This is a genomic window from Streptomyces sp. NPDC050433 (assembly GCF_044458565.1).
GTDB lineage: Bacteria > Actinomycetota > Actinomycetes > Streptomycetales > Streptomycetaceae > Streptomyces.
Genome location: NZ_JBITIB010000002.1, coordinates 234,769 through 259,282, shown reverse-complemented (window position 1 = coordinate 259,282; position 24,514 = coordinate 234,769). Strand labels below are relative to the sequence as shown.

The window sequence follows — 24,514 nt, the reverse complement described above, 5'->3', positions numbered from 1 at the left end:
GATGCGATTCGGACGCACCTTTGAGGAGTTCGAGGTCGGCGACGTCTACAAGCACTGGCCGGGCAAGACGGTCACCGAGTACGACGACCATCTGTTCTGTCTGCTCACCATGAACCACCATCCGCTGCATCTCGACACGAACTACGCCGAGAAGACGACCGACTTCGGCAAGAACGTGGTGGTGGGGAATTACATCTACTCACTGCTGCTCGGTATGTCGGTCCCCGACGTCTCCGGCAAGGCGATCGCGAATCTGGAGGTCGAGTCGCTGCGGCACATCGCGCCGACCTTCCACGGCGACACGCTGTACGGCGAGACGACGGTCCTGGACAAGACGCCGTCGCGGTCCAAGGACGACCGCGGGGTGGTGTACGTGGAGACCACGGGCTACAAGCAGGACGGCACGGTCGTGTGCGTGTTCCGCCGCAAGGTGATGGTGCCGACCGCGACCTACATCGACAAGCGCGGCGGCGAACAGCCCGGCCGCCCCGAGCCGATCACCGCAAAGCCGACAAAGACGCCGAAGGAGAGCTGAGCCCCATGAGCCGTCTCGCCCAGACCGCGGACCTGACCGACATCCAGCGGGAAATCCTCTCCACCGTGAGGGACTTCGTCGACAAAGAGATCCTGCCGGTCGCCACGGAGCTGGAGCACCGCGACGAGTACCCGACCCGGATCGTCGAAGGGCTCAAGGAACTCGGCCTGTTCGGGCTGATGATCCCCGAGGAGTACGGGGGTCTGGGCGAGTCCCTGCTCACGTACGCGCTCTGCGTGGAGGAGATCGCCCGCGGCTGGATGTCCGTGTCGGGCATCATCAACACGCATTTCATCGTGGCGTACATGCTCAAGCAGCACGGCACCGAGGAGCAGAAGGACACCTTCCTGCCGCGTATGGCGGCCGGCGAGGTGCGTGGCGCGTTCTCGATGTCCGAGCCGGGGCTGGGCTCGGACGTGTCGGCCATCACGTCGAAGGGCGTGAAGGACGGCGACGACTATGTGCTGGACGGCCAGAAGATGTGGCTGACGAACGGTGGCACGGCCACGCTCGTCGCCGTCCTGTGCCGCAGTGACGAAGGCCACCCGGAGGGCACGGCCCCGCACAAGTCGATGACCACGTTCCTGGTCGAGAAGGAGCCCGGTTACGGTGAGGTACGCCCTGGTCTCACCATCCCCGGCAAGATCGACAAGATGGGCTACAAGGGCGTCGACACCACCGAGTTGATCATGGATGGGCTGCGCATTCCGGCCAATCGGGTCCTCGGCGGCACCACCGGCCGAGGGTTTTACCAAATGATGGACGGCGTGGAGGTCGGCCGCGTCAATGTCGCGGCGCGTGGCTGCGGCGTCGCACAACGCGCTTTCGAGCTGGGCGTCTCGTACGCCCAGCAGCGCCAGACATTCGGCAAACCGATTGCCCAGCACCAGGCGATTCAGTTCAAGCTGGCCGAAATGGCCACCAAGGTCGAAGCGGCGCATGCCATGATGGTGAACGCGGCACGCAAAAAGGACTCCGGGGAACGAAACGACCTGGAAGCGGGGATGGCGAAGTACCTCGCCTCCGAATACTGCAAGGAAGTCGTCGAGGACGCCTTCCGTATCCATGGCGGTTACGGCTTCTCCAAGGAGTACGAGATCGAGCGTCTCTACCGCGAGGCGCCGATGCTGCTGATCGGCGAGGGTACCGCCGAGATCCAGAAAATGATCATTGGTCGCCGACTGCTGGAGGAGTACCGATTCCAGGGTTGATCACGGCCTATGGTCCCATTTGACCGCCCACGACGTCACACCGTGTCATCGTCTTCCGGCCGCCGACTCGGCTTCTGCATTGCCCAGTTGCACCCGGCAACCGATACCATCGACGGAAAGCCGCCGTCCCCCCGTTGCCCGTGCGGCATCATCCGCTACGAAGGTCATTCATGCCCCACAGCCAAACCTCCGCATCACGCGCCCCCATTCCTAAGGGACGCCTCGCGCGCGGAGCATCGCCGTGGCTTCTGCCGACCGTCGCCACCGCGGCAGTGAGTCTTCTCCGCGCGCGCCGCTCGAAGCGCGCCGCCGTCGTCGCCGTGCCCGCCACCGCTCTCGCGGCGGGCATGCTGTGGTTCTTCCGCGACCCCGAGCGAGAGATCACACAGGGCCGGGTCATCTCACCGGCCGACGGTGTGGTGCAGAGCATCATGCCGTGGAAGGACGGGCGCACCCGCGTCGCGATCTTCATGAGCCCGCTGAATGTCCACGTCAACCGCGCCCCTCTCGCGGGCACGGTGACGTCCGTGGAGCACATCCCCGGCGGTTTCGTCCCCGCGTTCAACAAGGAGAGCGAGAACAACGAGCGCGTTGTCTGGCACTTCGACACCGAGCTGGGTGACATCGAGATGGTGCAGATCGCCGGTGCCGTGGCCCGGCGGATCGTCCCGTACGTACCGCAGGGGACCAAGCTGGAGCAAGGCGAGCGCATCGGCCTGATCCGTTTCGGCTCGCGCGTCGACATCTACCTTCCGGAAGGTGTCGACGTCGCTGTCGAGGTCGGTCAGGCCACGACCGCAGGGGTGACTCGAATTGACCGTGATTGATCCCGACACACAGGCCGGCTGGGCGACGGAGGCCGAGGAGGAAGAGGACGAAGCCGAAGACATGCCGCTGTCCATGCGGCTGTCGATAGCGGACACCCTCACCCTCGGCAACGCCACCTGCGGCTTCATGGCCGTGTACTTCACCACCACCGGCATCCTGATCCCGCATCTCACGGGCAGCGAAGAGAGCGGCATGGCGCGGCACTCCGCGGCCACCGCCGTGATCCTGATGCTCTGTGCCGCGGTCTTCGACCTCTTCGACGGACTCGTGGCGCGCAAGCTGCGCAGCTCCCCGATGGGCGCGGAGCTGGACAACCTCTCCGACCTGATCAGCTTCGGTCTGGCTCCCGCGTACTTCGTGCTCGTCTACGGCATGGTCGCCGACGACGCGCATCAGCGGGTGTCGGCGCTGGCGGCGATCGTCGTGCTTCTGGCGGTGGTCCTGCGGCTCGCGAGATTCTCCTGCGTCACGCTGAAGGACGGCATGTTCCAGGGCATGCCGAGCCCCTTCGGCGCGCTCACCGTCGTCTCGATCGTGCTGCTGGAGCTTCCCTTCGTACCGACGCTGCTCGCCATCATCGGTGTGGCGTGGCTGATGGTGAGCCGGGTCGAGTATCCGAAGCCACGAGGTGTCCTCGCGGTGGCGATGCTCAGCTGGATCGTCTCCGCGATGGCGTTGCTGGCGGCCTGGGCGTTCGACGCGCCGGGCGGGCAGCTGCTGCTTCAGACGGGCTGCGCGCTCCAGGTGGTGACGGGCGCGGTGATTCCGCTCTTCGCCACGGCGCGACGGGTGAACACGTTCCGTGACAACCGCCGTGAGGCGCGGGCGGCTCAGCTGCCGTAGCGGCATGCACACAGTGAAGGGCCCGGACGCCTGAGGCGTCCGGGCCCTTCACTGTGTGCTGTGGGTGCCGTGACCGGTCAGCCGCCGAAGGTGAACGACTCGGCCGGCTTGGCCACCTGCGCCTCCTGGACGACCTTCAGGCCGCCCGGCACCTTCGAGTCCGGCTTCATGATCACGGACTGGCGGGTGGAGGGGGCGTCCGGGTCCGAGAAGTCGTGGGTGATCCCGAAGCCGGTGGAGAAGGCGTCGAGCCCCAGCAGCGCCTTGTCGATGCCCTCGCGGGTGAGGTCCTTGTTCTCGCACGCCGTCTTCAGCAGCTCGCCGTAGAGCGAGGCGGCCGTCCAGCCGGACACGACGCCGTTGTCGAGACCGTCGTCCGGGTAGGCCGCCGCGTACTCCGTGGCCAGCTTCTTCGGCGCCGGTTCGGTCGACCCGATGGGCAGGGTGGAGGAGGCGATGTAGTAGTCCTTCATCAGCGCCGGGCCCGCCGCCGTGGCGAGCAGCTGCGGCGCGAACGCCGAGTTGTTGCCGACGACCGGCACATTGAACCCGCCGGCCGCCGCCACGCCCACCAGCGAGGCCGCCTGGCGGGGGCCCGCGCTGATGACGACGGCCTTGACCCCGGCCTTCTTGAGCGCGGCGACCTGGGCGGACATGTCGTTGTCGGTCGGCTTGATCTTCTGCTCGACGACCGTGAGACCCGCCTGCTCGGCCGCGTACTCGGAGCCGACGAGGGCGTTCTCACCGTAGTCACCCTCGAAGTAGACGTGGCCGATCTTGTCGCCCTTGGTGATGCGCTTGTTGGTGAGGAGGTAGTCGATCGCGTTGACGGTCTCGATGTCGTACGTGGCGCCGACCACACGTACGTACGGGCTGCCGAGCAGATTGGCGGACCAGGCCTGCGGCAGGACCAGTCCCTTGTCCTGGGTGTCGATGCGCTTCTCGACGGCGGCGACGAAGGGCGAGCCGATGAACTGGGCGAAGCCGAGCACGTCCGGCTCCAGCTCCGTGTAGGCGGCGACGGCCTTCTGCGGGTCGTAGCCGTGGTCGCGTACGGTCAGCTCGATCGTGCGGCCGCAGATGCCGCCCGCCTTGTTCGTCTGGTCCGCCCACAGCTGCTGGGCCTGGGTGACGCTCTTGCCGAGCGAGGCGTAGACGCCCGTCATGTCGGTGAGCACACCGAGCGAGATCGTCTTGTCGCTGACGCCCGGCCCGGTCTTCACTCCCCCAGCGGCCCCGTCGTTGGCCTTGCCGTCCCCCTCGGTGGCCTTGCCGCTGCACCCGGCCAGCGCGAGGGCGAGGACGACCAGCAGCGCCGCGCCGGTCCTCGGCGCGTTCGTGTGACGTGCGCGTCGCTTCATGACTTCTCCCGTGAGAACCGTCGAACCGTCGGAACTGACAGGCGGGTGAGTCCGCCGGGCAGGAAGAGCACCACCGCGACGATCGCGGCGCCGTACAGATAGCGCGACGCCTCGCCCGGTGTGACGCCGCCCGCACCCGGGTCGGCGACCAGCGGCAGTGAGTCGCTGTAGTGGGTGAGGAGCTGCGGCAGCAGGGCGACGAAGGCCGCGCCGACGAAGGCTCCCGCGACTGTTCCGAGACCGCCGATGACGATCATGGCGAGATATTCGAGGGCCAGGATCATGCCGAAGTAGTCGGGCACGGTCCGCTGGAAGATCAGCGCGATCAGTACGCCGGCCAGCCCCGCGTACATGGAGGACAGGACGAACACGGCGGCCCGGTACCGGGCGACGGGTACGCCCATGACACCGGCGGCGATGCGGTGGTCGCGGATCGCGTTCATGGCGCGGCCGGGCCTGCCGCGCAGCACGCCGCGCGCGAAGAGACCGCCGAGGAGGAGCGCGAACAGGCCCGCGTACCAGAGCTTCTCGGACGACCCGAAGGGGACGGCGGCGATCACGACCTCGGTGTCGTCGAAGTCGAAGCCGAAGAGGGAGAGGACGGGGACGTCGCGGCCGTTGAACCCGCCGGTCAGGCTCCCGGCGTTGAACAGGACGTGCTGCCCGATGAAGATCAGCGCGAGGGTCGCGATACCGAGATAGGCGCCGCGCAGCCGCCCGGCGATGGGGCTGAAGAGTCCGCCCGCGGCGCCCGCGAGGAGTACGGCGAGCAGGGCCGCGAGCCAGGTGGGCAGACCGAGTCCGGTGAGCTGCCGGCCGTTCTCCTCGCCGCTCTCGCCCGCGAGGACGCAGTAGCCGTAGGCGCCGACGGCGAGGAAGAAGGAGTGGCCCATGGAGAGTTGGCCGGTGGCGCCGGTGAGGAGGTTGAGCCCGATCGCGCCGATGGCGGCGGCCATGGCGAAGAGACCTGCCTGGAGCCAGAAGCGGTCGAGGTAGAAGGGGAGGGCGAGGAGCAGGAGGGAGCCGGCGAGCCAGGCGTAGGCGCGAAGGTGTGTGGGGGGCTGAGTCGTGTCAGACACGTGCCAGCTCCTTCGTACCGAAGAGTCCGGCGGGCCGGATGAGGAGCACGACGACCATCACGAGATACGGCGCGAGGTCGCCGAAGCCGCGGCCGAGGAAGGTCAGATCGCTCTGATAGCCGGTGGCGAAGGACTCCGTGACTCCGACGATGAGTCCCCCGGCGAGCGCTCCGGTCGTGGAGTCGAGACCGCCGAGTATCGCGGCGGGGAACGCCTTGAGCGCGGCGAGGGAGGTGGCGCGTTCGAGACCGGGGGTCGGGAAGACAGTGAGGAAGAGCGCGGCGACGGCGGCGAGCGAGCCCGCGACCGCCCAGGCGGAGAGCGAGACCCTGCCGAGGCGTACGCCCATGAGCGCGGCGGTCTGCGGATTCTCCGCCGCCGCGCGCATCGCGACGCCCCAGGTGGTGTAGCGGAAGGCGAGCAGGAACGCGGTGATCAGGAGCGCCGCCGCGACGAAGGCCGCGACGCGTGTCTGGGCGATGGTGATGTCGCCGACGGTGAAGAGTCTGTCGCCCCACGGGTCGCCGAGCGCGAGGACGTCGGTGCCGATGCGGCGGGTGAGTTCGGTGGTGAGGAGGATGTCGACGCCGATGGTGACGATGGCCAGGACGCTGTGGTCGGCGCCCCGGTAGCGCCGCATCACGGTGTACTCGACCGCCGATCCGACGACGGCGGCGCCCGCGATACCGACGGCGAGCGCGGGCCAGAAGCCGATGTCGTCGTGGAGTACGGCGGTGACGTAGCCGCCCGCGAGGAGGAGCGAGGCGTGGGCGAAGTTGACGACCTCGGTGGCTTTGAAGATGACGACGAAGCCGAGGGCGATGAGGGCGTACACGGAGCCCATCGAGAGCCCGCCGAGGAGGAGTTCGACGAAGGTGGTCATGACGCGGCCTCCTCGTTCGCGTTGCTCGTGTCGGGGGTCTCGCCCAAGTACGCGCGGACGACGGCGGGATCGCTCTGCACCTGCGCGGGCGTACCGCCGGCGATCCGGCGGCCGAAGTCGAGTACGGTCACGGCGTCGGCGAGCCGCATCACCACCCCCATGTCGTGTTCGACCAGCACGATCGAGATGCCGAGGCTGTCGCGCACACCGGCCACGACGGCGGCCGTACGGCGCCGCTCGTCGGCCGTCATACCGGCGACGGGTTCGTCCAGGAGCAGCACCGTGGGCTCCATGCACAGGGCGCGGCCCAGCTCCACGAGCTTCTGTTTGCCGTACGGGAGAGCTCCCGCCGGCCGGTCCAAGTCGTCGGCCAGGCCCACGAACTCGGCTATCTCGGCGACCCTGGCCCGGTGTTGGCGCTCCTCGCGGGCGGCGGACGGCAGCCGGAGCCCGGTGGCGACGAAGCCGGCGCGGGTGAGGCGGTGGCGGCCGAGCAGCATGCTGTCGGCGACGGTGGCGTGCGGTGGGAGGGCGAGGTTCTGGAAGGTGCGGGCGACGCCGAGGGCGGCGACGCGGTGCGGGGCGAGGCCGGTGAGTTCGGTGGCGCCGAGGCGGACGCTGCCGGAGGTGGCGCGGTAGACGCCGGACAGGACGTTGAAGCAGGTGGACTTGCCCGCGCCGTTGGGGCCGATGAGGGCGTGGACGCTGCCGGGTTCGACGGTGAAGGAGACGGAATCGAGGGCGGTGAGCCCGGCGAAGCGGACGGTGACCTCGGTGACGGTGAGGGGCGGTGGGGCGCTGGAGTCGTCCTGGGTGCCGGTGCGGCCGACCGTCCGTTCGGGATGTCCGTCCGCCGCCCGTCCGAAGTCCGTCACGCGGTCCACCTCCGCAGCACCGGCGCGGACTCCTGGGCCCGGCCCGCGTCCTCGGCGGCCGTCTCGTCCACGACCCCGAGATAGCGGCGGCGTACCTCGTCGGAGGCGGCCAGTTCGGCGGCGTCCCCTTCGAGCGTGACCTCGCCGACCTCCAGGACGTACGCGCGGGACGCCAGCCGCAGGGCCATGGACGCGTTCTGCTCGACCAACAGGACAGCTGTACCGGTGGAGTTGATCCGCTGGACGGTCTCGCCGATCCGGGTCGCCATCAGGGGGGCGAGCCCGAGCGAGGGTTCGTCGAGGAGGAGCAGCCGGGGGCGGGCCATCAGGCCCCGCGCGAGTGCGAGCATCTGCTGCTCACCGCCGGAGAGCAGTCCGGCGCGCTGGCCGGCACGGTCGGCGAGTACGGGAAAGAGTTCATGCACCTCGGCGCGGGAGGCCGCGTACTGCCTGCGGCCACCGCGCGCGCCGAGTGCGCCGGCCCGCAGATTGTCGGCGACCGTCATACGGGCGAACACCTGCCGCCCTTCGGGGACTTGGACGACTCCGGCCGCCACGACCCCGGCGGCGCTCAGCCCGCCGAGTGGCCGGCCGTCGAAGTGGACGGTGCCGGCGCCGACCGTACCCCGGTGGAAGCCGAGCGTGCGGGAAATGGCTCTCAGCAGCGTGGACTTGCCCGCGCCGTTGCCACCGAGCACCGCGGTGATCCCGCCGGACGGTACGTCGAGGGACACCTCGTGCAGGGCGCGTACCGGGCCGTAACCGACGGACAGGGCACGCACTTCGAGCGCGGCGGCCATGCATTCTCCTCTGCGTTCTGCGGATGTCGTGCTGCCGTGGAGGCACACCTCAGCACCGGGCCGGGGCACCGTCCACGGCGTACGGCCGAATCGCTGCCGATGACCAGCGGTGCGGTGGCCGGATTGTGCACGCGCACAAGGGCTGTCGCCGCGCGCCTCCCGGTGGCATCCTCACCAGCCATGGGTGGCCGCAGAGCGCGCACTGATCGCGAGTGGTCGGTCCTGGTGACCGCGTCCCGGATGCTCCTGGAGCGCGTACCGGCGCTGACCGACCAGCTGATGGACGAACTCACGCGCCACTCCGAGCAGTTCGACGCGGCAGTGCCGCGCGACGAGCACTGGCGGCAGATCAACGAGGCGATGCGGTACGGGATCGAGGCCATCGCGGCCCCGCGCTCGGCGCCGCGCCGGGACCTGGCGTACGCGGAACGGCTCGGGCGGCGGCGGGCGGAGCAGGGGCTGGCGCTGGACCTGGTGCTGCACGCGTACCGGCACGCCGGGTATCTGGTGTGGGACGAACTGCTGCGCATCGTCAGCGAGAAGGACCCCGACGACGTACCGATGCTCGTGCACACGGCGTCCCACATGTGGGCGGGGGTCGACCGGCAGGCGACGACGGTCGCGGAGGCGTACCGCAGCACGGAGCAGTCGATGCGCCGCCGGAGCGACGAACGCGTGCAGGCGCTGCTCGACGCGCTGCTGGAGGGCCGCTCGACGCCGGGACTCGCGGCCCGCGCGGCGGCCGGGCTCGACCTGCCGGAGCAGGGGCGTTACGCGGTGGTGGTCGTCCGGGTGGAGCGACGGGACGGGCGCGAGCCGTTCCAGCGGGTGGCGGTGGCGGACGGGATGCGGTTCTTCTGGCGGATGGGTACGGACTGCGAGATCGCGGTCGTCGCGCTCGACGGCGACGCGGGCCTCGCGGAGCTGGCGGCGGTGCTGTTACGGCCCTGCCGGGGCGGCCCCGGCGGCATCAGCCCGGTCGTGGACAGCCTGTCGGAGCTGGGCCGGGCGCGCCGGCTGGCCGAGACGGCGCTGCGTACGCTCCCGCCGGACGCACGGAGCATCGTCCGCCTGGACGAACGCCTCCCGACGGCGCTGGTGGTCAGCCAGCCGGAACTCGCGACCCGTCTGATCGCGGACGTGTTCGGCCCGCTGCTGGACCTGGACCCGGCGGACCGGGCGGTCCTGCTGGAGACGCTGGACGCCTGGCTGGAGTACGGCGGCTCGGCGGGCCGCGCGGCGACGCGGCTGTACTGCCACCGCAACACGGTCTTCAACCGCCTGCGCCGCCTGGAACAACTGACGTCGCGCTCCCTGTCACGCCCGAGGGACCTGATCGAAATGACACTGGCCCTGGACGCGTTCAGGCTGACGCCGGGGTGAGGGGCGGGAGTGGGGGGTGCGCTGTCCCCGACCGCGGGACGGTCCCGACCGGTCCCGACCGCTCCGGCGGTGCGGCGCCGCCGCTCGCGTGCGCCCCTCGCCCACGGGGCGACGGTCCGACCATGGGGCGCCCCCGCCGGTCCGGCGCCGCGAACTCCCCAACGGGGGGGGCCGTTCGCCGCCCGCCCACGGGGCAACCGCCGACCATGCCAGGCCCGGCGGCGCCAACTGCCCGGCGGAGAACGGCGTTTGGGGGGTCGGTCGCGGCGGGCCGCTGGGGACCCGTGTGGCGGTCACCCACGGGCCCGTCCCTCGGCGCCGTCGGGCCGGGCCCGTGGTGTCAGGACAGGAAGTCGCGTGCGATCTCCGCCGACATGCGTTCCAGCAGCGGACCCGCCTCCGTCATGCAGCGGGACGGGTCCGGCTCAAGGTCCGTCAGGGCGTATGCGCGGCGGATGCCCGCGCGGCCCAGGGCCTCCGGGGGGAGGGAGAGCCGGCCGCAGACCGCGATGACCTCGATGTGGCGCTCGCGGGCCGCCGCCGCGACACCCACCGGGGCCTTGCCGTGCAGTGTCTGCTCGTCCAGCGATCCCTCGCCGGTGATGACGAGCGTGGCGCGGGACAGCGCCGGGCCGAAGCCGAGTACGTCGAGCATCACCTCGATGCCGGGCCGGAAGCTCGCGCCGAGGCCGACGAGCGCGCCGTAGCCGATACCTCCCGCCGCCCCGGCGCCCGGCGAGAGCGCGGACTCGGCCGCCTTGGCGCCGATGGTCTCTTCGAGGACGCGCGCGTAGTGGGCCAGCGCCGCGTCGAGCGTTTCGACGTCCTCGGGGGTCGCGCCCTTCTGCGGCCCGTAGATCGCCGGGGCGCCCTTCGGGCCGGTCAGCGGGTTGTCGACGTCGCTGGCGAGGACGATGTCCGTACCCGCGATACGGGGGTCGAGCCCGGACAGGTCCACCGTCGCGAGGTCGCGCAGCCCGCCGCCACCCGGTCCGACCGGCTGCCCGTCCGCGTCCAGGAAGCGCCCGCCGAGCGCGGCCAGCATGCCCGCGCCGCCGTCCGTGGTGGCGCTGCCGCCGACGCCGAATACGATGGTGTGCGCGCCCGCGTCGAGCGCGGCGCGCAGCAGTTCACCGGAGCCGTACGTGCCGGCCGTGAGGGGGGCGAAGACACCGTCGGGCAGGTGCTGGAGGCCCGACGCCTCGGCCATCTCCACGACGGCCGTGCCGTCGCGCAGCGCGTACGCCGCGGTCAGTTCGTCGCCGAGCGGCCCGGTGACCCGTACCTCTCGCCGTTCGAACCCCGCCGCCACCGCCGCGGCGACCGTGCCGTCGCCCCCGTCTGCGACGGGCAGCGCCTCGACCGTCACGTCGGGCGCGACCAGCCGCAGCCCGGCCGTCACCCGCTCGGCGACCTCCACCGCCGTGAGCGAGCCCTTGAACTTGTCCGCCGCGACGAGCACGTGCGCGGCCTCGGTTACTGCTCCGTCCGTCACCTTGTCATCCCTTGCTTTCGAACAGGCAGTCGCGCCGCACCGACCCTATCCGGCCGGGCCGCTTCCTGCCCACGGGTCCCGCCCGGCGACCGGCACCGCAAAAAATTAGACAAACCTTCCATAGACATGGGAACGGTCTCAGCTCCTCGAAGGGGCCCTCTGATCTAGGCTTTCCGCGTGACCTCTCGCCACACTGACACCCACACCAACACCGACTACATCACCTATATCGCCGGGCTCCCCCGCGTGCTCTCCGGTGCCGCCGCGCTCTTCCGGGACGAGGAGGGGCGGGTGCTGATCGTCGAGCCCAACTACCGGCCCGGCTGGGCGCTGCCCGGCGGGACCGTCGAGTCCGAGGAGGGTGAGACGCCCCGTCAGGCGGCGCGGCGCGAGACGTTCGAAGAGATCGGGCTGGACGTCGAGTTGGGGCCGCTGCTCGCGGTCGACTGGGCCCAGGCACCGGACCGGCCGCCCATCGTCGCGTATCTGTACGACGGCGGGGTGCTGGACGAGGAGCGGCTCGGGGCGATCCGGCTCCAGCACGAGGAGTTGCTCTCCTGGCGGCTGGTGCACCGTGCCCAGGTTCCCGACCTGGTGATCGGCTCGCTCGGGGGCCGCATTCTCGCGGGGCTCGATGTGCTCGAAACCGGCACGGGGGCCGTGGAGTTGGAGAACGGCCGCAAGGTCGGATGATCCGCGTGTGCGCGGTGGTGACGGGTGCGGGCACACCTGTTCTCATATGTCATGTACGCGCCGCCCGGCGACAGGTGTACAAGCGCCCTGCATGATCCGAAATCCCAGGCCCCGGACACCGGAGGGAACATGCGACGTCAGATTCGCGGCTGGCTGACAGCCCTGCTCAGCACGGCGGTTGTGGCGGCGGGCGCCGGCACCGCGTCGGCCGGAACCGCCTCCGCCGGAACCGCGTCCGCCGAGACCGCGTCGGCGGAGGCCGTTCGCCCGCCCGCCACGTACCCCGAGCTTCCGACGACCGTGGACGGCGGCGCCTGGAAGTCGGGCCATGTCCAGGGCATGGCCGTCGACCGCCGCAAGGGCTTCGTCTACTTCTCGTTCACCAACCTCCTCGTCAAGACCGACCTCACCGGCAAGCCCGTCGGCTCGGTCTCCGGCTTCACCGGACACCTCGGGGACCTGGACTTCAACACCAAGGACGGCAAGGTCTACGGCTCCCTGGAGTACAAGGCGGCCAAGGCCTTCTACATCGCGATCTTCGACGGCGACCGCATCACCGAGATGGACATGGACGCCGAGACGACCGGCGTCGTCTCCACCGTCCATCTCAAGGAGGTCGTGGAGGACTACACCGCCGACATGGACGGCAACGGTGTCTTCGACGGCGACACCGCGAAGACCCCCGACCACCGCTACGGGTGCAGCGGTATCGACGGCGTCGCGTTCGGCCCCGCCTTCGACGACAAGCGCCGGGGCGGCGCCCCCGGCACCGCGAGTACGCAGCTGCTCACCGTCGCGTACGGCGTCTACGCCAACACCACCCGGCAGGACAACGACCACCAGGTGCTGCTCCAGTACGACATCCGGCGCTGGAAGAAGTACGAGCGCCCGCTCACCGAGACCGCCCCGCACACCAGCGGCCCCGGATCGCCCGACGGCAAGTACTTCAGCTACACCGGCAACACCACCTACGGCGTGCAGAACCTCGACTACGACGCGCACACCGGCAACTGGCTGCTGGCCGCGTACAAGGGCACCAAGACACAGTTCCCGAACTACTCGCTCTTCGTCCTGGACGGCTCCAAGCCCCCCGTCTCCGGCCCGATCAGCGGCCAGCCGCAGCCCGAGAGCGGGCGGCTGCTGCCGCTCCTGGCGCGCGGACTGCACCACCCGGCGTCCGGGACGTACGGCTGGGAGTCGTCCGGCCAGTACGGTCTGGTGTCGCTGGACGACGGCCGCTACTACCTCGCCGAAGCGGGCACGGTCGTGGAGGACGGCGTCACCAAGCAGACAGGCAAGGCGGTGCTGAACCGCTGGACCGGCCAAGTGCCGACGCCCTTCACCCCGGTCCCCACCGTCGCCGCCGACGGCACGACGACCGAACCCTCCGGCTACGCCGACCACGCGCCGCACCCCGGCCGGCTCGGCCACCTCCACCCGAAGCACGATCACGGTCACGGTCACCGCTGACGGCCACCGCTGACGGCCAATCGGGTCGCCCGTCCCGGCTCCGCTGCGTACCCTCGCGGCATGACTCTCGTCGCGATCCTCAGCGGCGCCGGGATCTCCACCGACTCCGGCATTCCCGACTACCGCGGCCCCAACGGCCTGTGGCGGCGCGATCCCGCCGCCGAGAAGCTCGTCACGTACGACACGTACATGGGCGACCCGGAGATCCGCCGCCGCTCGTGGCTGATGCGCCGGGACAGCCCGGCCTTCCGTGCCGAGCCGAACGTCGCGCACCGCGCCGTCGCCGAACTCGACCGGGCGGGCGGGGCCGCGGTCCGGGTGATCACCCAGAACGTCGACGGACTGCACCAGCTCGGCGGGATGCCCGCCCGCAAGGTGCTCGAACTCCACGGCACCGCACGGGCGGTGGTCTGCACCGGATGCGGGGCGCGCTCGACCATGGAGGAGGCGCTGGACCGGGTCGAGGCGGGCGAGGAGGATCCGCCGTGCACCGAGTGCGGGGCCATCCTCAAGTCGGCGACGGTGATGTTCGGCGAACGTCTCGACCCGGCGGTCCTCGGGCAGGCCATGACGATCGCCAAGGCGTGCGAGGTCTTCATCGCCGTCGGAACGACCCTCCAGGTGCAGCCCGCCGCCTCCCTGGCGGGCATCGCGGCCGAGCACGGCGCACGGCTCGTCGTGGTGAACGCCGACCCGACGCCCTACGACGAGCAGGCCGACGAGATCATCCGCGAGCCGATCGGCACGGCGCTGCCCGCTCTGCTGAAGCGGTTCCACGAGAGCTGACCCGCTGAGGGGGCGTCAGAACAGCGTGCCCGCAGGCGTCCTGCCCGCGCCCTCGAAGGCCAGCAGGCGCTGCTTGCGGTCCAGACCGCCGCCGTATCCGGTGAGGCTGCCCGTCGATCCGATCACCCGGTGGCAGGGCACGATGATGCCCACCGGGTTCTTGCCGTTGGCCAGTCCGACCGCGCGTGACGCCCCCGACTTGCCGAGCGCGTCGGCCAGTTGACCGTACGAGCGGGTCTCACCATAGGGGATCTTCAGCAGCTGCTCCCAGACGCTTCGCTGGAACGGGGTGCCGTGCAGCCGCAGCGGCAGGTCGAACTCGGTGCGCCCGCCCGCGAAGTACTCGTCGAGCTGGGCGATCACGGCGCCGAACGGGCGGGCTTCGGGGTCGTCCACCTTGCCGAAGGTCTCCTGCGGCGGGCGGTGCCGCTGCCCGGTCATGTAGAGGGCGCTCAGCACGCCGTCGGTGGCGACGAGGGTCAGCGGCCCGTACGGGCTGTCGACCACGGTGTGCGATGTGCTGGTCATGCGGTGAACTCCTTTATGCGGGAAGGACGTTGATGGGGTGGTCGTCGGTGGCCCAGAGGTACTGCACGGCGTACGCGCGCCAGGGCCGCCACGCGGCGGCGCGCGCCGTGAGCGCGGCGGGTGTCGACGGCAGGCCGAGCGACTGCGCGGCACGGCGCACACCGAGGTCGGTCGGCAGGAAGGCGTCCGGGTCGCCGAGTGCGCGCATCGCGATCGCCTCGACGGTCCACGGGCCGAAACCGGGCAGCTCCCCGAGCCCGGCCCTGGCCTCGTCCCAGTCGCTGTCCGTGCCGAGCGGCAGCGAGCCGTCGGCCAGTGCCGCGACCAGGGTCGTGAGCGTGGTGCGGCGGCTGCGCGGCAGCGCGAGCGATTCGGGGTCCAGCCCGGCCAGCGCGTCGGGCGTGGGGAAGAGATGGGTGAGTCCGCCCTCGGGATCGTCCACGGGGGTGCCGTACGCGGTGACGAGCCGGGCGGCGTGCGTGCGGGCGGCGGCGGTCGAGACCTGCTGGCCGAGCACCGCGCGTACGGCGAACTCGGCGGCGTCCACGGTGCCCGGCACCCGGCGTCCCGGCGCCTTGTCGACCAGCGGCGCGAGCAGCGGGTCGGTGCGCAGCTGCTCGTCCACGGCGACCGGGTCGGCGTCCAGGTCGAGCATCCGGCGGCAGCGGCTGATGGCGACGGTGAGGTCGCGCGGGTCGGTCAGCGCGAGCCGGCAGCCGATGTGGTCGGGCTTCGGCGTCAGGGCGACGATGCCGTGTCCGTACGGGAGGGAGAGCGTGCGACGGTACGCCCCGTCGCGCCACTCCTCGACGCCGGGGACGGCCGTCGCCGCCAGATGTCCGAAGAGGTTGTCGGGGTTGAGCGGTGCGCGGAAGGGCAGCCGCAGGCAGATCACGCCGGGCGTCCGGGGGCCGGGGGCGGCGTTGTCCGACCGCCGGGCCCCGCGCGCCCGCAGTTCGGTGGGGGCGAGCGCGAACACCTCGCGGACGGTGTCGTTGAAGGTGCGGATCGAGGAGAAACCGGCGGCGAAGGCGACCTGTGCCATCGGCAGCGCGGTCGTCTCGATGAGCAGCCGCGCCGTCTGGGCCCGCTGGGCGCGGGCGAGTGCGAGCGGGCCGGCGCCGAGTTCGGCGAGCAGTTGCCGTTCGATCTGCCGCTCCGAGTAGCCGAGCCGGGCGGCGAGGCCGGTGACGCCCTCGCGGTCGACGATCCCGTCCTGGATGAGGCGCACGGCGCGGGCGACGGAGTCGGCGCGGGCGTTCCACTCGGGCGATCCGGGGCTGGTGTCGGGCCGACAGCGCTTGCAGGCGCGGAATCCGGCCTGCTGGCAGGCGGCGGCGCTGGGGTGGAAGACCATGTTCTCGGCCTTGGGCGGCACCACCGGGCAGCTGGGACGGCAGTAGATTCCGGTGGTCAGGACAGCCGTGAAGAACCATCCGTCGAATCGCGCGTCCTTGGACCGGACGGCGCGCAGGCAGCGCTCGGTGTCGGTGTGCATGGGTCAAGCATCCGTCACGTGGGGTGGCGGGGCTGGCGAGAATCCGACATCAACCTCGCGCTGCCTGCACGCGCGCGTCTCTCTCAGCCGCTGATGAAAGCCAGCAGATCGGCGTTGAACTCCTGCTCGTAGTCGCCGTAAAGACCGTGCGGGCGGCCCGGATAGACCTTCAGCGTCGCGTCCTTGATCAGCTCGGCGGACTTGGGGCCCGCGGCCACGATGGGCACGATCTGGTCGGCGTCGCCGTGCAGGACGAGCGTGGGGATGTCGAAGCGCTTCAGGTCCTGCGTGAAGTCGGTCTCGGAGAACTGCTTCACGCAGTCGTACGCCGCCTTGAGGCCGACCTGCATGCTCCACAGCCAGAACGCGTCGCGCACGCCCTTCGACACGGCGGCGCCGGGGCGGTTGAAGCCGTAGAAGGGGTCGGTGAGGTCCGCGTAGAACTGCGAGCGGTCGGCGGCCACGCCCGCGCGGATGTCGTCGAACGCCTTGATGGGCAGCCCGTCGGGGTTGGCGTCCGTCCGCAGCATCAGCGGGGGCACCGCGCCGAGGAGCACCGCCTTGGCGAGCCGGGAGGTCCCGTGGCGGCCGATGTAGCGGGCGACCTCGCCGCCGCCGGTAGAGTGGCCGACGAGGACGGCGTCGCGGATGTCCAGCACGTCGAGGAGCTGCGCGAGGTCGTCGGCGTAGGTGTCCATGTCGTTGCCCTGCCAGGGCTGACCGGAGCGACCGTGGCCTCTGCGGTCGTGCGCGATGCCGCGGAAGCCGTGCTCCGCGACGAGACGGAGCTGGCCGTCCCAGGCGTCGGCGTTCAGGGGCCAGCCGTGGCTGAAGACGACGGGGCGGCCGGTGCCCCAGTCCTTGTAGTAGATCTCGGTGCCGTCGGTGGTGGTGAGAGTTCCCATGGCGGTCCTCACAGACGAGACGAGAGGTAGGCGTAGATGTGGACGCGAACGTAGACGTAGACGTAGCAAACGTGTACACATCGGACACCGTCAGCGTCTCAGGAATCGCCGGGTCCCGCCCGCCGCCGGGGAACACCCTGGTCGGAGGTGTCGGCCGTGTCCAGGACGCCGGCGGTCAGGCCGTGGCCCGCAGCTTGCGCCACACCGCCTTCGCCGCGTTCTGCCCCGACATGCCGTGCACGCCGGGCCCCGGCGGAGTGGCCGACGAGCAGATGAAGACCGCCGGGTGCTGGGTGCTGTACGGCGACAGCGAGAGCTTGGGCCGCACCAGCAGCCGCAGCCCGGCGACGGAGCCGGTGGCGATGTCCCCGCCCACGTAGTTGGCGTTACGGGCAGCGAGCTCCGGCGGACCCGCGGTCGCGCGCGCCAGGACGCGGTCCCGGAAGCCCGGTGCGAAGCGCTCGATCTGCCGCTCGACCGCGTCGGTCAGATCGCCGTCCCAGCCGTGCGGGACATGGCCGTACGCCCAGAAGACGTGCTTGCCCTCGGGGGCGCGCGACGCGTCGACCAGGCTGGGCTGGGCGGTGATCAGGAACGGTGTGGCCGGGGCGCTGCCGCCGTACGCCAGGTCCAGCGCGGTGCTGATCTCCCGTCGCGTGGGCCCCACTTGGACCGTGCCGGCCCGGCGCGCGGCCTCCGCCGTCCAGGGCACGGGGCCGTCCAGCGCGTAGTCGATCTTGAAGACGCTGGGGCCGTACCGGTACGAGTCGTACGCCCGGCCGAGGCCCGCGATACGGGCGAGCGCGGTCGGCGAGGTGTCGAAGACATACGCGCGGGCCGGCGGCAGGTCGTCGAGCCTCTTGACCTCGAAGCCGGTGTGGACCGTACCGCCGAGGTCGCGCAGATACGCGGCGAGGGCGTCCGAGATGGACTGGGAGCCGCCGCGCGGGAGCGGCCAGCCGTTCTCGTGCGCGGCGAGCGCGAACATCAGGCCCACCCCGCCGGTCGCGATCCCGCTCAGCGGCGCGATGACATGGGCGACGAGCCCGGCGAACAGCCCCTTGGCCTTCTCGTCGTGGAAGCGCCTCATCAGCAGATTCGCCGACGGGAGCCCGGCGAGGCCGAAGCGGGCGAGCGTGAGGGTGTCGTGCGGCAGGCCCCTGGGAGGCAGCGTCATGAAATCCCGCGCGAAGGTGTCCCACTTGCCGAGGAAGGGGGCGACGAGCCTGCGGTAGGCCCCGGCGTCGCGCGGCCCGAAGGAGGCGGCGGTCTCGGCGACGGAGCGGGACAGGACGGCGGCCGTGCCGTCGTCCCAGGGGTGGGCCATCGGCAACTCGGGGTGCAGCCACTGAAGACCGAAGCGCGCGAGAGGCATGTCGTTGAACGCGGGCGAACCCACGCCCAGAGGGTGCACGGCGGAGCAGGGGTCGTGCCGGAAGCCGGGCAGGGTGAGTTCCTCGGTCCGCGCTCCCCCGCCCACGGTGTCGCGGGCCTCGAACACGGCGACGGAGAATCCGCGCCGGGCCAGCTCGACCGCGGCGGTCAGCCCGTTGGGTCCCGCCCCCACGACGACGGCATCGAGCATCGACGGCACCTTCGGACTCCTTCGTCAGCCGACGGCCAGAGGAACCAGGATATTCCTGGCCTCTGACACCCTGTCGGCGGGGCGACGGATACGCCTGGGCCGACCGTCAGCTCCCCGAGACCGCTCCGGCCCCCGACGCCGTCCGCGGGCCCGCCAGCAGGCTCTCCCGCACCCGCCGCGCGGTCTCCGCGTCCCGCGCCGCCGTGAAGGGCAGCGCGTTGCCGCCGGTGACGCGGAAGGGCTCGCCGCTGAGCGTCAGCTGTGCGCCTCCCGCCTCGGTCACCAGCAGCAGGCCGGCCGCGTGGTCCCAGGCCAGCTCCCAGCTGAAGGCGATGGCGTCGAGAGCGCCGCGCGCGATGGCCAGATACTCCAGCCCCGCCGAGCCGCACGGCCGGGCGTCGATGTCGTCGGCGTCCTGGACCCCCAGCAGTGCCCGCTTCTCCTCGGGCGTCGTGAAGTCCGGGTGCGACATGGCGACTTCGAGCACCGCGCCGGGCACGGGCGTGCCGCAGTGCAGCGGGACACCGTTCAGCAGGGCGCCCCTGCCCCGTACGGCGGTGGCCATCTCGTCCGTCACGGGCGCGTACGTCCAGGACGCCAGCAGCTCGCCGCGCCGGGCGAGCGCGACGAGCGTGCAGAATCCGGGCTCGCCGCGGACGAACTGACGGGTGCCGTCGACGGGGTCGACGATCCAGACGGGCGCGTCGCCGCTCAGCGCCCCGTACACGGCGGGGTCGGCGTGGACCGCCTCCTCGCCCACCACCACCGAGCCGGGCAGCAGCGCCGTGAGCGAGGCGGTCAGATGGGTCTCGGCACCCCGGTCGGCGCTGGTCACCAGGTCGTGCGGGCCGGACTTCTCAACGATCTCGTGTGCGGCGAGCTGCCGGTAGCGCGGCACAATCTCAGCGGCGGCCGCGTCACGCACCGCCGCCTCGACGGCGGAAAGGTCACCGTTCAGGAAGTCATCGATCATTCCTCAAGAGAACCACAGGAGGGTGACAACGCAGGTGGGAGCTGAGATGACGACTCGGTGGCGGCTGAGCGTCCGGCCATCGCGCAGAACGTCCAGGCCCTGTCCGGGCGATCTCTGCCGGGCCCGGACAGGACCTAGCGACCCACCGCGTACCCCTGCATGCCGCGCGGATTCGCCGCGGCCGACAGGACGCCCGTGCGCGGGTCCCTGGCCACCGCGCAGAGCCGCCCCTCCGACCAGGGTTCGCCGACGGTGACGTCGTGGCCCCGGCGGCGCAGCCCTTCCACGACGGCCGCGTCCATGGACGGCTCCACGGTGACGCTGCCCGGTCGCATCCCGCGCGGGTAGAAGGAGCTGGGGAAGCTGTCGTTGTGCCAGTTGGGCGCGTCGATCGCGCCCTGGAGGTCGAGTCCGCCGCGTACGTTCGGGCGGAGCGCGACGGCCAGGAAGAAATGCAGCTGCCACTGGTCCTGCTGGTCGCCGCCGGGGGTGCCGAAGGCCATGACGGGTGTGCCGTCGCGCAGGGCCAGGGCGGGTGTGAGTGTGGTGCGGGGCCTGCGGCCCGGTGTGAGGGAGTTGGGCAGGCCGTGCTCCAGCCAGGCCATCTGGAGGCGGGTGCCGAGCGGGAAGCCGAGTTCGGGCACGACCGGGTTGGACTGGAGCCATCCGCCGCTGGGCGTCGCGGCGATCATGTTGCCCCAGCGGTCCACGACGTCGAGGTGGCAGGTGTCGCCGCGGGTCGCGCCGTCGCGGGCGACGGTCGGCTCGCCCGCGCCTGCCGCCGGGACGGCGAGCGCGTCGAAGGCGGTGTCACCGGAGGCGACGGCGGTGGCGTGGGCGCTGAGGACGGGGACGCGTCCGTCGGGGCTGCCGGGGCGCAGTTCGTAGGAGGCCTTGTCGCCGACCAGTGCGCGGCGCGCGGTGTTGTACGGCTCGGACAGGAGCGTGGCGAGCGGTACGTCCTCGGCGTCGCCGTACCAGGCCTCGCGGTCGGCCATGGCCAGCTTGCAGCCCTCTGTAAGGAGGTGGACGTATTCCTCGGAGCCGTACGCCGGAAGCTCGGGCGCGGGCGGCAGCAGGGCGAGTTGCTGGAGGAAGACCGGGCCCTGGCTCCAGCCGGCCGCCTTGCAGAGGGTCCAGCCGTTCCAGTCGTACGTCGCGGGCGCCTCGTACGTCGCGGACCAGCCGGCCAGGTCGGCGGCGGTGAGCGTGCCCGTGTGGTGGGAGCCGCTGGTGTCGAGGGTGGGGCGTTCGGACTGGCGTATCAGCGCCTCGGCGATGAAGCCGGTGCGCCAGATGGCGCGCGCGGCCTCGATCTGCGCGACGCGGTCGTCGCCGCCGGCCGCTTCGGCCTCGGCTGTCAGACGGCGCCAGGTGGCGGCCAGGGCGGGGTTGCGGAACAGCTCGCCGGGCGCCGGGGCCCGGCCGCCGGGGAGGTAGACGTCGGCGGAGGAGGTCCACTCGGTCTCGAACAGCTCGCGGACGCTCTCCACGGTCTCGCCGACCCGCTCGACGGGCGCGTGACCGTCCTCGGCGTAGCCGACGGCGTACCGCAGCACCTGCGCGAGGGTTTTGGTGCCGTGGTCGCGCAGCAGCAGCATCCAGGCGTCGAAGGCGCCGGGCACGGCCGCGGCGAGCGGTCCGGTGCCGGGGACGAGTTCGAGGCCGAGGGAGCGGTAGTGCTCGATCGTGGCCCCGGCGGGCGCGGGCCCCTGGCCGCAGAGCACCCGCACCTCGCCGTCGGCGGGGGCGAGGACGACCGGCAGATCACCGGCCGGACCGTTGAGGTGCGGCTCCACGACATGCAGGACGAACCCGGCGGCCACGGCGGCGTCGTAGGCGTTTCCGCCGTCCTCCAGGACGGCCATCGCGGACTGCGAGGCGAGCCAGTGGGTGGTGGACACCATGCCGAAGGTGCCCTGGAGGGTGGGCCGGGTGGTGAACATACGGTCTCTCACCTCGCTGTTTCCGCGCATCGGCCAGGCCGGTGGGCGCTCGGGATGGGTCCTGGGGGGAATCTGCGGAGTTTGCGCCAGGGGTCTCTTTCTCCCGCTCCCCCAGAAGGCTATCGATCGCTCTGCGCCCCTTCTTCCCCGCCTCCGGCATCAAGTGGGCGTAGTGGTCGAGAGTGATGGTCGGCGACGAGTGCCCCAGCCACTTGGCGAGGGTTACGACCGACTCTCCTGCCTCTAGGACGAGGGACGCATATGTGTGCCTCAACACACGGAACCCGTCCTTCGGCGCGGCTTGCCACTGCCACGGCTTCGTCCCCTTGGCCTGAGGCAGGATGACGCCTGCTCTGGCCAGAGCGGGCTTCCAGATCTCTGTATTCCATGTGTTGGCAGCGATCGCGTTCCCGTACTTCGTCGTCAGAACGAGGCTGAACTCCTTCCGCTCCTTGTCAGGTTCCGGGCCACCCCACGGCAAATCAACCTCATTACCGGGGTAGGTCCATGCGCGTGCTTCAGTAGCTCGTCTGCCACGGAACGCGGCATGTCTACGAAACGCGTCTTCCCGCCCTTCGGAAGCGTGAAGTACTTGCGGCCGTTGAGAATCTGCACCTGCCGCCGGACGTCAAGAGTTCCGCGCCTGTAATCGATGTCCTCCAGGCCGAGCCCGAAGACTTCTCCTTGGCGGAGGCCACAACAAAGCCCCAGAACCACCGCTATACGGTGCCTCTGACTGATCTCATCGCGCCGTCGCCTCGGGCCAGGCCTCACGACGCTCATCAGGCAACTTCGGCCAACGGACTCTGGGTATCCCCCTACTCGATACCGCTAACCTTTGCCATAGCACTGCGCTCTCGCTTTCCGGTGATCGGGTCCTTCTTCTTCTTGACCCATCGATCCTCGATGTAGCCAGCCAAGTACAAGTCTCCCCTGCTTTGATGGATGACTGCAGCGCACGCTGACGCTGAAGGACTGTCTATGAGAGGCCGCACGTGCGGCCAAAACGCACCCCGGAAACCACGCCTCGATCCGGCTCGGCTATCGAAGGACGGCCCATATTCGGGCGGCATGAACTGCGCGGGGCGGCGGTTCTGTTAGGAACTGGGCATGCGGCTGGGCCGATGCTGCGGAACAGCCTTCAGCGGGCTCAGGGCGGAAGTCGGGCTTCGAGGGCACCGCGCCGTTGTCGTCGGCCCCGGCGGGAGCGGCAGCGGTGGTGTCGGCGGCGGGTGCGGCCTTCGTCGTGGCGGCGCCCGCCGCGGTGGCGGAGGGGGTGGCCGAGCCGCTCGGGGACGCGGGCGCGGAGGGCGACGGGGCGGGGGCTTCCTTGCCGCCGGTCCCGGCACCGGCCTCTGCGGCTCCCGCTTTCGTTGGGGCGGTGGCGTCCGCCGCCGGGGTGTTCTGCGGGTCTGCTGTGCCGCATCCGGCGGTGAGCGCGAGGGCGCTCAGGACGGTCGAGGCGGCCAGCATCTGTCGTGACGCGGTGCGCAGGTGCGTGCTCCTTGAACTCGGAACCCGGGACTCGGGTGGACGGGCCGTAGCGGATGGGCGGCGGTGGTTCAGGGCTGTGGGAGTGGGGCGCTGCAGGTGGCGCGGCCGTATGTTCCGCTGGCGGTTGCGCGCTGGACATGCGCGCCGCGGACGGCGAGGGTGCAGGCGGCCTGGCCACCCTTTTCGTCGAGGACGATGGCCACGGTCGGGTTCTTGCCGAGGGGGACCCGCACGGTCTTCTTCCACGGCAGGGCGGCGTTCTTGACGATGGTTGCGGAGCCGGACTCGCTGCGGGCGAGGTAGGAGATCTCGATGGTGCCCTCACCTGTGACCTCGTACGTCACCTCGGCGGTGGGGACGGCGCGGGGCTTCGGTTTCTCGTCGGTGTTGAGGATGCCGTAGCCCACGAGGCTGCCGCAGGCGAGCAGCAGGGCGGCGGCGATGGCGATGCCTGCGCGGCTGCTCGTGTCCTTGTCCTTGCTCCCGTCCGCCGGTTCGGCGCCTGCCGTTTCCGTGCCCGCCGTCGTCTCGGTTTCCGGCTCCGCCGTTTCCGTTTCTGCGCTTTCCGTGGATTCCTTCGATGACATGAGCGTGCCCGGCTTTCGGTGAGTCGGCAGAAGTTCAACCGGGCGGTTATACACCACGCGCGGTGCGCCGCGCGAGCAATTAAACAAAAGGGGCGAAGCGACGGGGGGTGTTCGTGTTGCCCTGAATGTCCGTGGGCTTGACGTGGCGTCACTTCGCTGATTGATAATCCCCTGCCGCGCTCGTGAGCTGGTCCGATCCCTGCTCGCGTGCAGAGGAGCGGCACGGATTCAGGCTGCATCGGAAACCCCCGATGGGCTTATTCGGCGTGCCGCTTTTCCGTGTGCGGTCCCCTTCCGCATCCGGGGATTCGGCCCGCAGTGGGGAAAGGGCATTGGCGTGAAAGTTCCATACAGGAGATATATCTCCTGTTTCGTGGTGTCAGCGGTGGCGGGAACGCTGCTGCCGCAGGTCGCTTATGCGGCTCCGCCATCAGGGCCCGAAAAGGATGATGGCAAGGGCGTTGTCGACACCGTCAAGGGCTGGTTTTCGGACGACGACGAAGAAAAAGAACCGGCCAAGCCGCCGGTCGGCGGACAGCTGGAAATACCGAGCCGGGAGAAGCTGCAGAAGGGCAAGAAGCTTCCGAAGGCCAAGCGGGTCAAGGAGCTGACCGACCAGCGCACCGCGCAGGCCCGTTTCTGGGAGATGTCGGACGGCCGGGTGGAGGCCGAGCTGGCGGCGGTCCCCGTCTCGTACAGGGCCGGGAAGTCCTGGAAGCAGATCGATACCACGGTCCGTGCCACCACGACCAAGGG

General features: G+C 70.7%; 22 protein-coding genes. 8 read left to right on the top strand and 14 right to left on the bottom strand.

Annotation, left to right across the window (positions count from 1 at the left end):
• Nucleotide 1 precedes the first annotated feature (1 nt).
• From ACIBLA_RS03925 to pssA, 4 genes are all read left to right on the top strand, one after another.
• Nucleotides 2-535 carry a MaoC family dehydratase gene (locus tag ACIBLA_RS03925; RefSeq protein WP_363245581.1) on the top strand — a complete coding sequence of 178 codons (534 nt, stop codon included), beginning with the start codon at nt 2-4 and terminating at the stop codon, nt 533-535.
• A 5-nt stretch (nt 536-540) separates the two neighbouring features.
• A complete protein-coding gene (locus ACIBLA_RS03920) occupies nt 541-1,746 on the top strand; it encodes an acyl-CoA dehydrogenase family protein (protein ID WP_399197679.1) in 1,206 nt (401 codons plus the stop codon).
• A gap of 170 nt (nt 1,747-1,916) precedes the next feature.
• A complete protein-coding gene (locus ACIBLA_RS03915) occupies nt 1,917-2,573 on the top strand; it encodes a phosphatidylserine decarboxylase (protein ID WP_363245583.1) in 657 nt (218 codons plus the stop codon).
• Entirely contained in the window at nt 2,560-3,417 is an 858-nt protein-coding gene (pssA, locus tag ACIBLA_RS03910; protein WP_363245584.1) for a CDP-diacylglycerol--serine O-phosphatidyltransferase, read from the top strand. The genes ACIBLA_RS03915 and pssA overlap by 14 nt, the downstream gene beginning before the upstream one ends.
• 77 nt (nt 3,418-3,494) lie before the next feature.
• On the opposite strand, the gene ACIBLA_RS03905 is transcribed toward pssA, so the two are convergent.
• Genes ACIBLA_RS03905 through ACIBLA_RS03885 form a run of 5 tightly spaced genes read right to left on the bottom strand, consistent with a single transcriptional unit; the run spans nt 3,495 to nt 8,415 of the window.
• Nucleotides 3,495-4,778 (bottom strand): ABC transporter substrate-binding protein, encoded by a 1,284-nt coding sequence (locus ACIBLA_RS03905; protein WP_363242812.1) that lies wholly within the window; start codon nt 4,776-4,778, stop codon nt 3,495-3,497.
• A complete protein-coding gene (locus ACIBLA_RS03900; protein WP_363242813.1) occupies nt 4,775-5,857 on the bottom strand; it encodes a branched-chain amino acid ABC transporter permease in 1,083 nt (360 codons plus the stop codon). Before ACIBLA_RS03900 ends, ACIBLA_RS03905 begins: the two co-directional genes overlap by 4 nt.
• Nucleotides 5,850-6,740, bottom strand: a complete 891-nt coding sequence (locus ACIBLA_RS03895) for a branched-chain amino acid ABC transporter permease (protein ID WP_363242814.1) — start codon at nt 6,738-6,740, stop codon at nt 5,850-5,852. Before ACIBLA_RS03895 ends, ACIBLA_RS03900 begins: the two co-directional genes overlap by 8 nt.
• Nucleotides 6,737-7,615 carry an ABC transporter ATP-binding protein gene (locus tag ACIBLA_RS03890; RefSeq protein WP_399197678.1) on the bottom strand — a complete coding sequence of 293 codons (879 nt, stop codon included), beginning with the start codon at nt 7,613-7,615 and terminating at the stop codon, nt 6,737-6,739. The genes ACIBLA_RS03895 and ACIBLA_RS03890 overlap by 4 nt, the downstream gene beginning before the upstream one ends.
• Nucleotides 7,612-8,415: an ABC transporter ATP-binding protein gene (locus ACIBLA_RS03885; RefSeq protein ID WP_399197677.1), complete on the bottom strand. Its 804-nt coding sequence runs from the start codon at nt 8,413-8,415 to the stop codon at nt 7,612-7,614. The genes ACIBLA_RS03890 and ACIBLA_RS03885 overlap by 4 nt, the downstream gene beginning before the upstream one ends.
• 180 nt (nt 8,416-8,595) lie before the next feature.
• Between ACIBLA_RS03885 and ACIBLA_RS03880 the strand changes: the two genes are divergently transcribed.
• The gene (locus tag ACIBLA_RS03880; protein ID WP_363242817.1) at nt 8,596-9,798 is read left to right on the top strand and encodes a helix-turn-helix domain-containing protein; all 1,203 of its coding nucleotides are present in this window, start codon (nt 8,596-8,598) and stop codon (nt 9,796-9,798) included.
• Nucleotides 9,799-10,138: 340 nt separating this feature from the next.
• Here the strand turns inward: ACIBLA_RS03880 and ACIBLA_RS03875 are convergent, their stop codons facing one another.
• Nucleotides 10,139-11,293: a glycerate kinase gene (locus ACIBLA_RS03875; protein WP_399197676.1), complete on the bottom strand. Its 1,155-nt coding sequence runs from the start codon at nt 11,291-11,293 to the stop codon at nt 10,139-10,141.
• 177 nt (nt 11,294-11,470) lie between these two features.
• Here ACIBLA_RS03875 and ACIBLA_RS03870 point away from each other — a divergent pair, with 177 nt between their 5' ends.
• From ACIBLA_RS03870 to ACIBLA_RS03860, 3 genes are all read left to right on the top strand, one after another.
• Nucleotides 11,471-11,986 carry an NUDIX hydrolase gene (locus ACIBLA_RS03870; RefSeq protein WP_363242819.1) on the top strand — a complete coding sequence of 172 codons (516 nt, stop codon included), beginning with the start codon at nt 11,471-11,473 and terminating at the stop codon, nt 11,984-11,986.
• Nucleotides 11,987-12,115: 129 nt separating this feature from the next.
• The gene (locus tag ACIBLA_RS03865; RefSeq protein WP_399197675.1) at nt 12,116-13,456 is read left to right on the top strand and encodes a hypothetical protein; all 1,341 of its coding nucleotides are present in this window, start codon (nt 12,116-12,118) and stop codon (nt 13,454-13,456) included.
• 60 nt (nt 13,457-13,516) lie between these two features.
• Nucleotides 13,517-14,242 carry an SIR2 family NAD-dependent protein deacylase gene (locus ACIBLA_RS03860; protein ID WP_399197674.1) on the top strand — a complete coding sequence of 242 codons (726 nt, stop codon included), beginning with the start codon at nt 13,517-13,519 and terminating at the stop codon, nt 14,240-14,242.
• A 15-nt stretch (nt 14,243-14,257) separates the two neighbouring features.
• Here ACIBLA_RS03860 and ACIBLA_RS03855 read toward each other — a convergent pair whose 3' ends face one another.
• From ACIBLA_RS03855 to ACIBLA_RS03820, 8 genes are all read right to left on the bottom strand, one after another.
• Nucleotides 14,258-14,770: a methylated-DNA--[protein]-cysteine S-methyltransferase gene (locus ACIBLA_RS03855; protein WP_363242822.1), complete on the bottom strand. Its 513-nt coding sequence runs from the start codon at nt 14,768-14,770 to the stop codon at nt 14,258-14,260.
• A 13-nt stretch (nt 14,771-14,783) separates the two neighbouring features.
• A complete protein-coding gene (locus tag ACIBLA_RS03850; protein ID WP_363242823.1) occupies nt 14,784-16,268 on the bottom strand; it encodes an AlkA N-terminal domain-containing protein in 1,485 nt (494 codons plus the stop codon).
• An 83-nt stretch (nt 16,269-16,351) separates the two neighbouring features.
• A complete protein-coding gene (locus ACIBLA_RS03845; protein WP_363242824.1) occupies nt 16,352-17,173 on the bottom strand; it encodes an alpha/beta hydrolase in 822 nt (273 codons plus the stop codon).
• 175 nt (nt 17,174-17,348) lie between these two features.
• Entirely contained in the window at nt 17,349-18,767 is a 1,419-nt protein-coding gene (locus ACIBLA_RS03840; protein ID WP_363242825.1) for an NAD(P)/FAD-dependent oxidoreductase, read from the bottom strand.
• A 97-nt stretch (nt 18,768-18,864) separates the two neighbouring features.
• Complete coding sequence (locus ACIBLA_RS03835; protein WP_363242826.1) at nt 18,865-19,731, bottom strand: inositol monophosphatase family protein; 867 nt, start codon at nt 19,729-19,731, stop codon at nt 18,865-18,867.
• A 134-nt stretch (nt 19,732-19,865) separates the two neighbouring features.
• Nucleotides 19,866-21,677 carry a gamma-glutamyltransferase gene (locus ACIBLA_RS03830; RefSeq protein ID WP_363242827.1) on the bottom strand — a complete coding sequence of 604 codons (1,812 nt, stop codon included), beginning with the start codon at nt 21,675-21,677 and terminating at the stop codon, nt 19,866-19,868.
• Between the two features lie 1,041 nt (nt 21,678-22,718).
• Nucleotides 22,719-23,150, bottom strand: coding sequence for a hypothetical protein (locus ACIBLA_RS03825; protein WP_363242828.1), 432 nt, complete (start codon nt 23,148-23,150; stop codon nt 22,719-22,721).
• Between the two features lie 89 nt (nt 23,151-23,239).
• A complete protein-coding gene (locus ACIBLA_RS03820; RefSeq protein ID WP_363242829.1) occupies nt 23,240-23,758 on the bottom strand; it encodes a hypothetical protein in 519 nt (172 codons plus the stop codon).
• Nucleotides 23,759-24,514 lie beyond the last annotated feature (756 nt).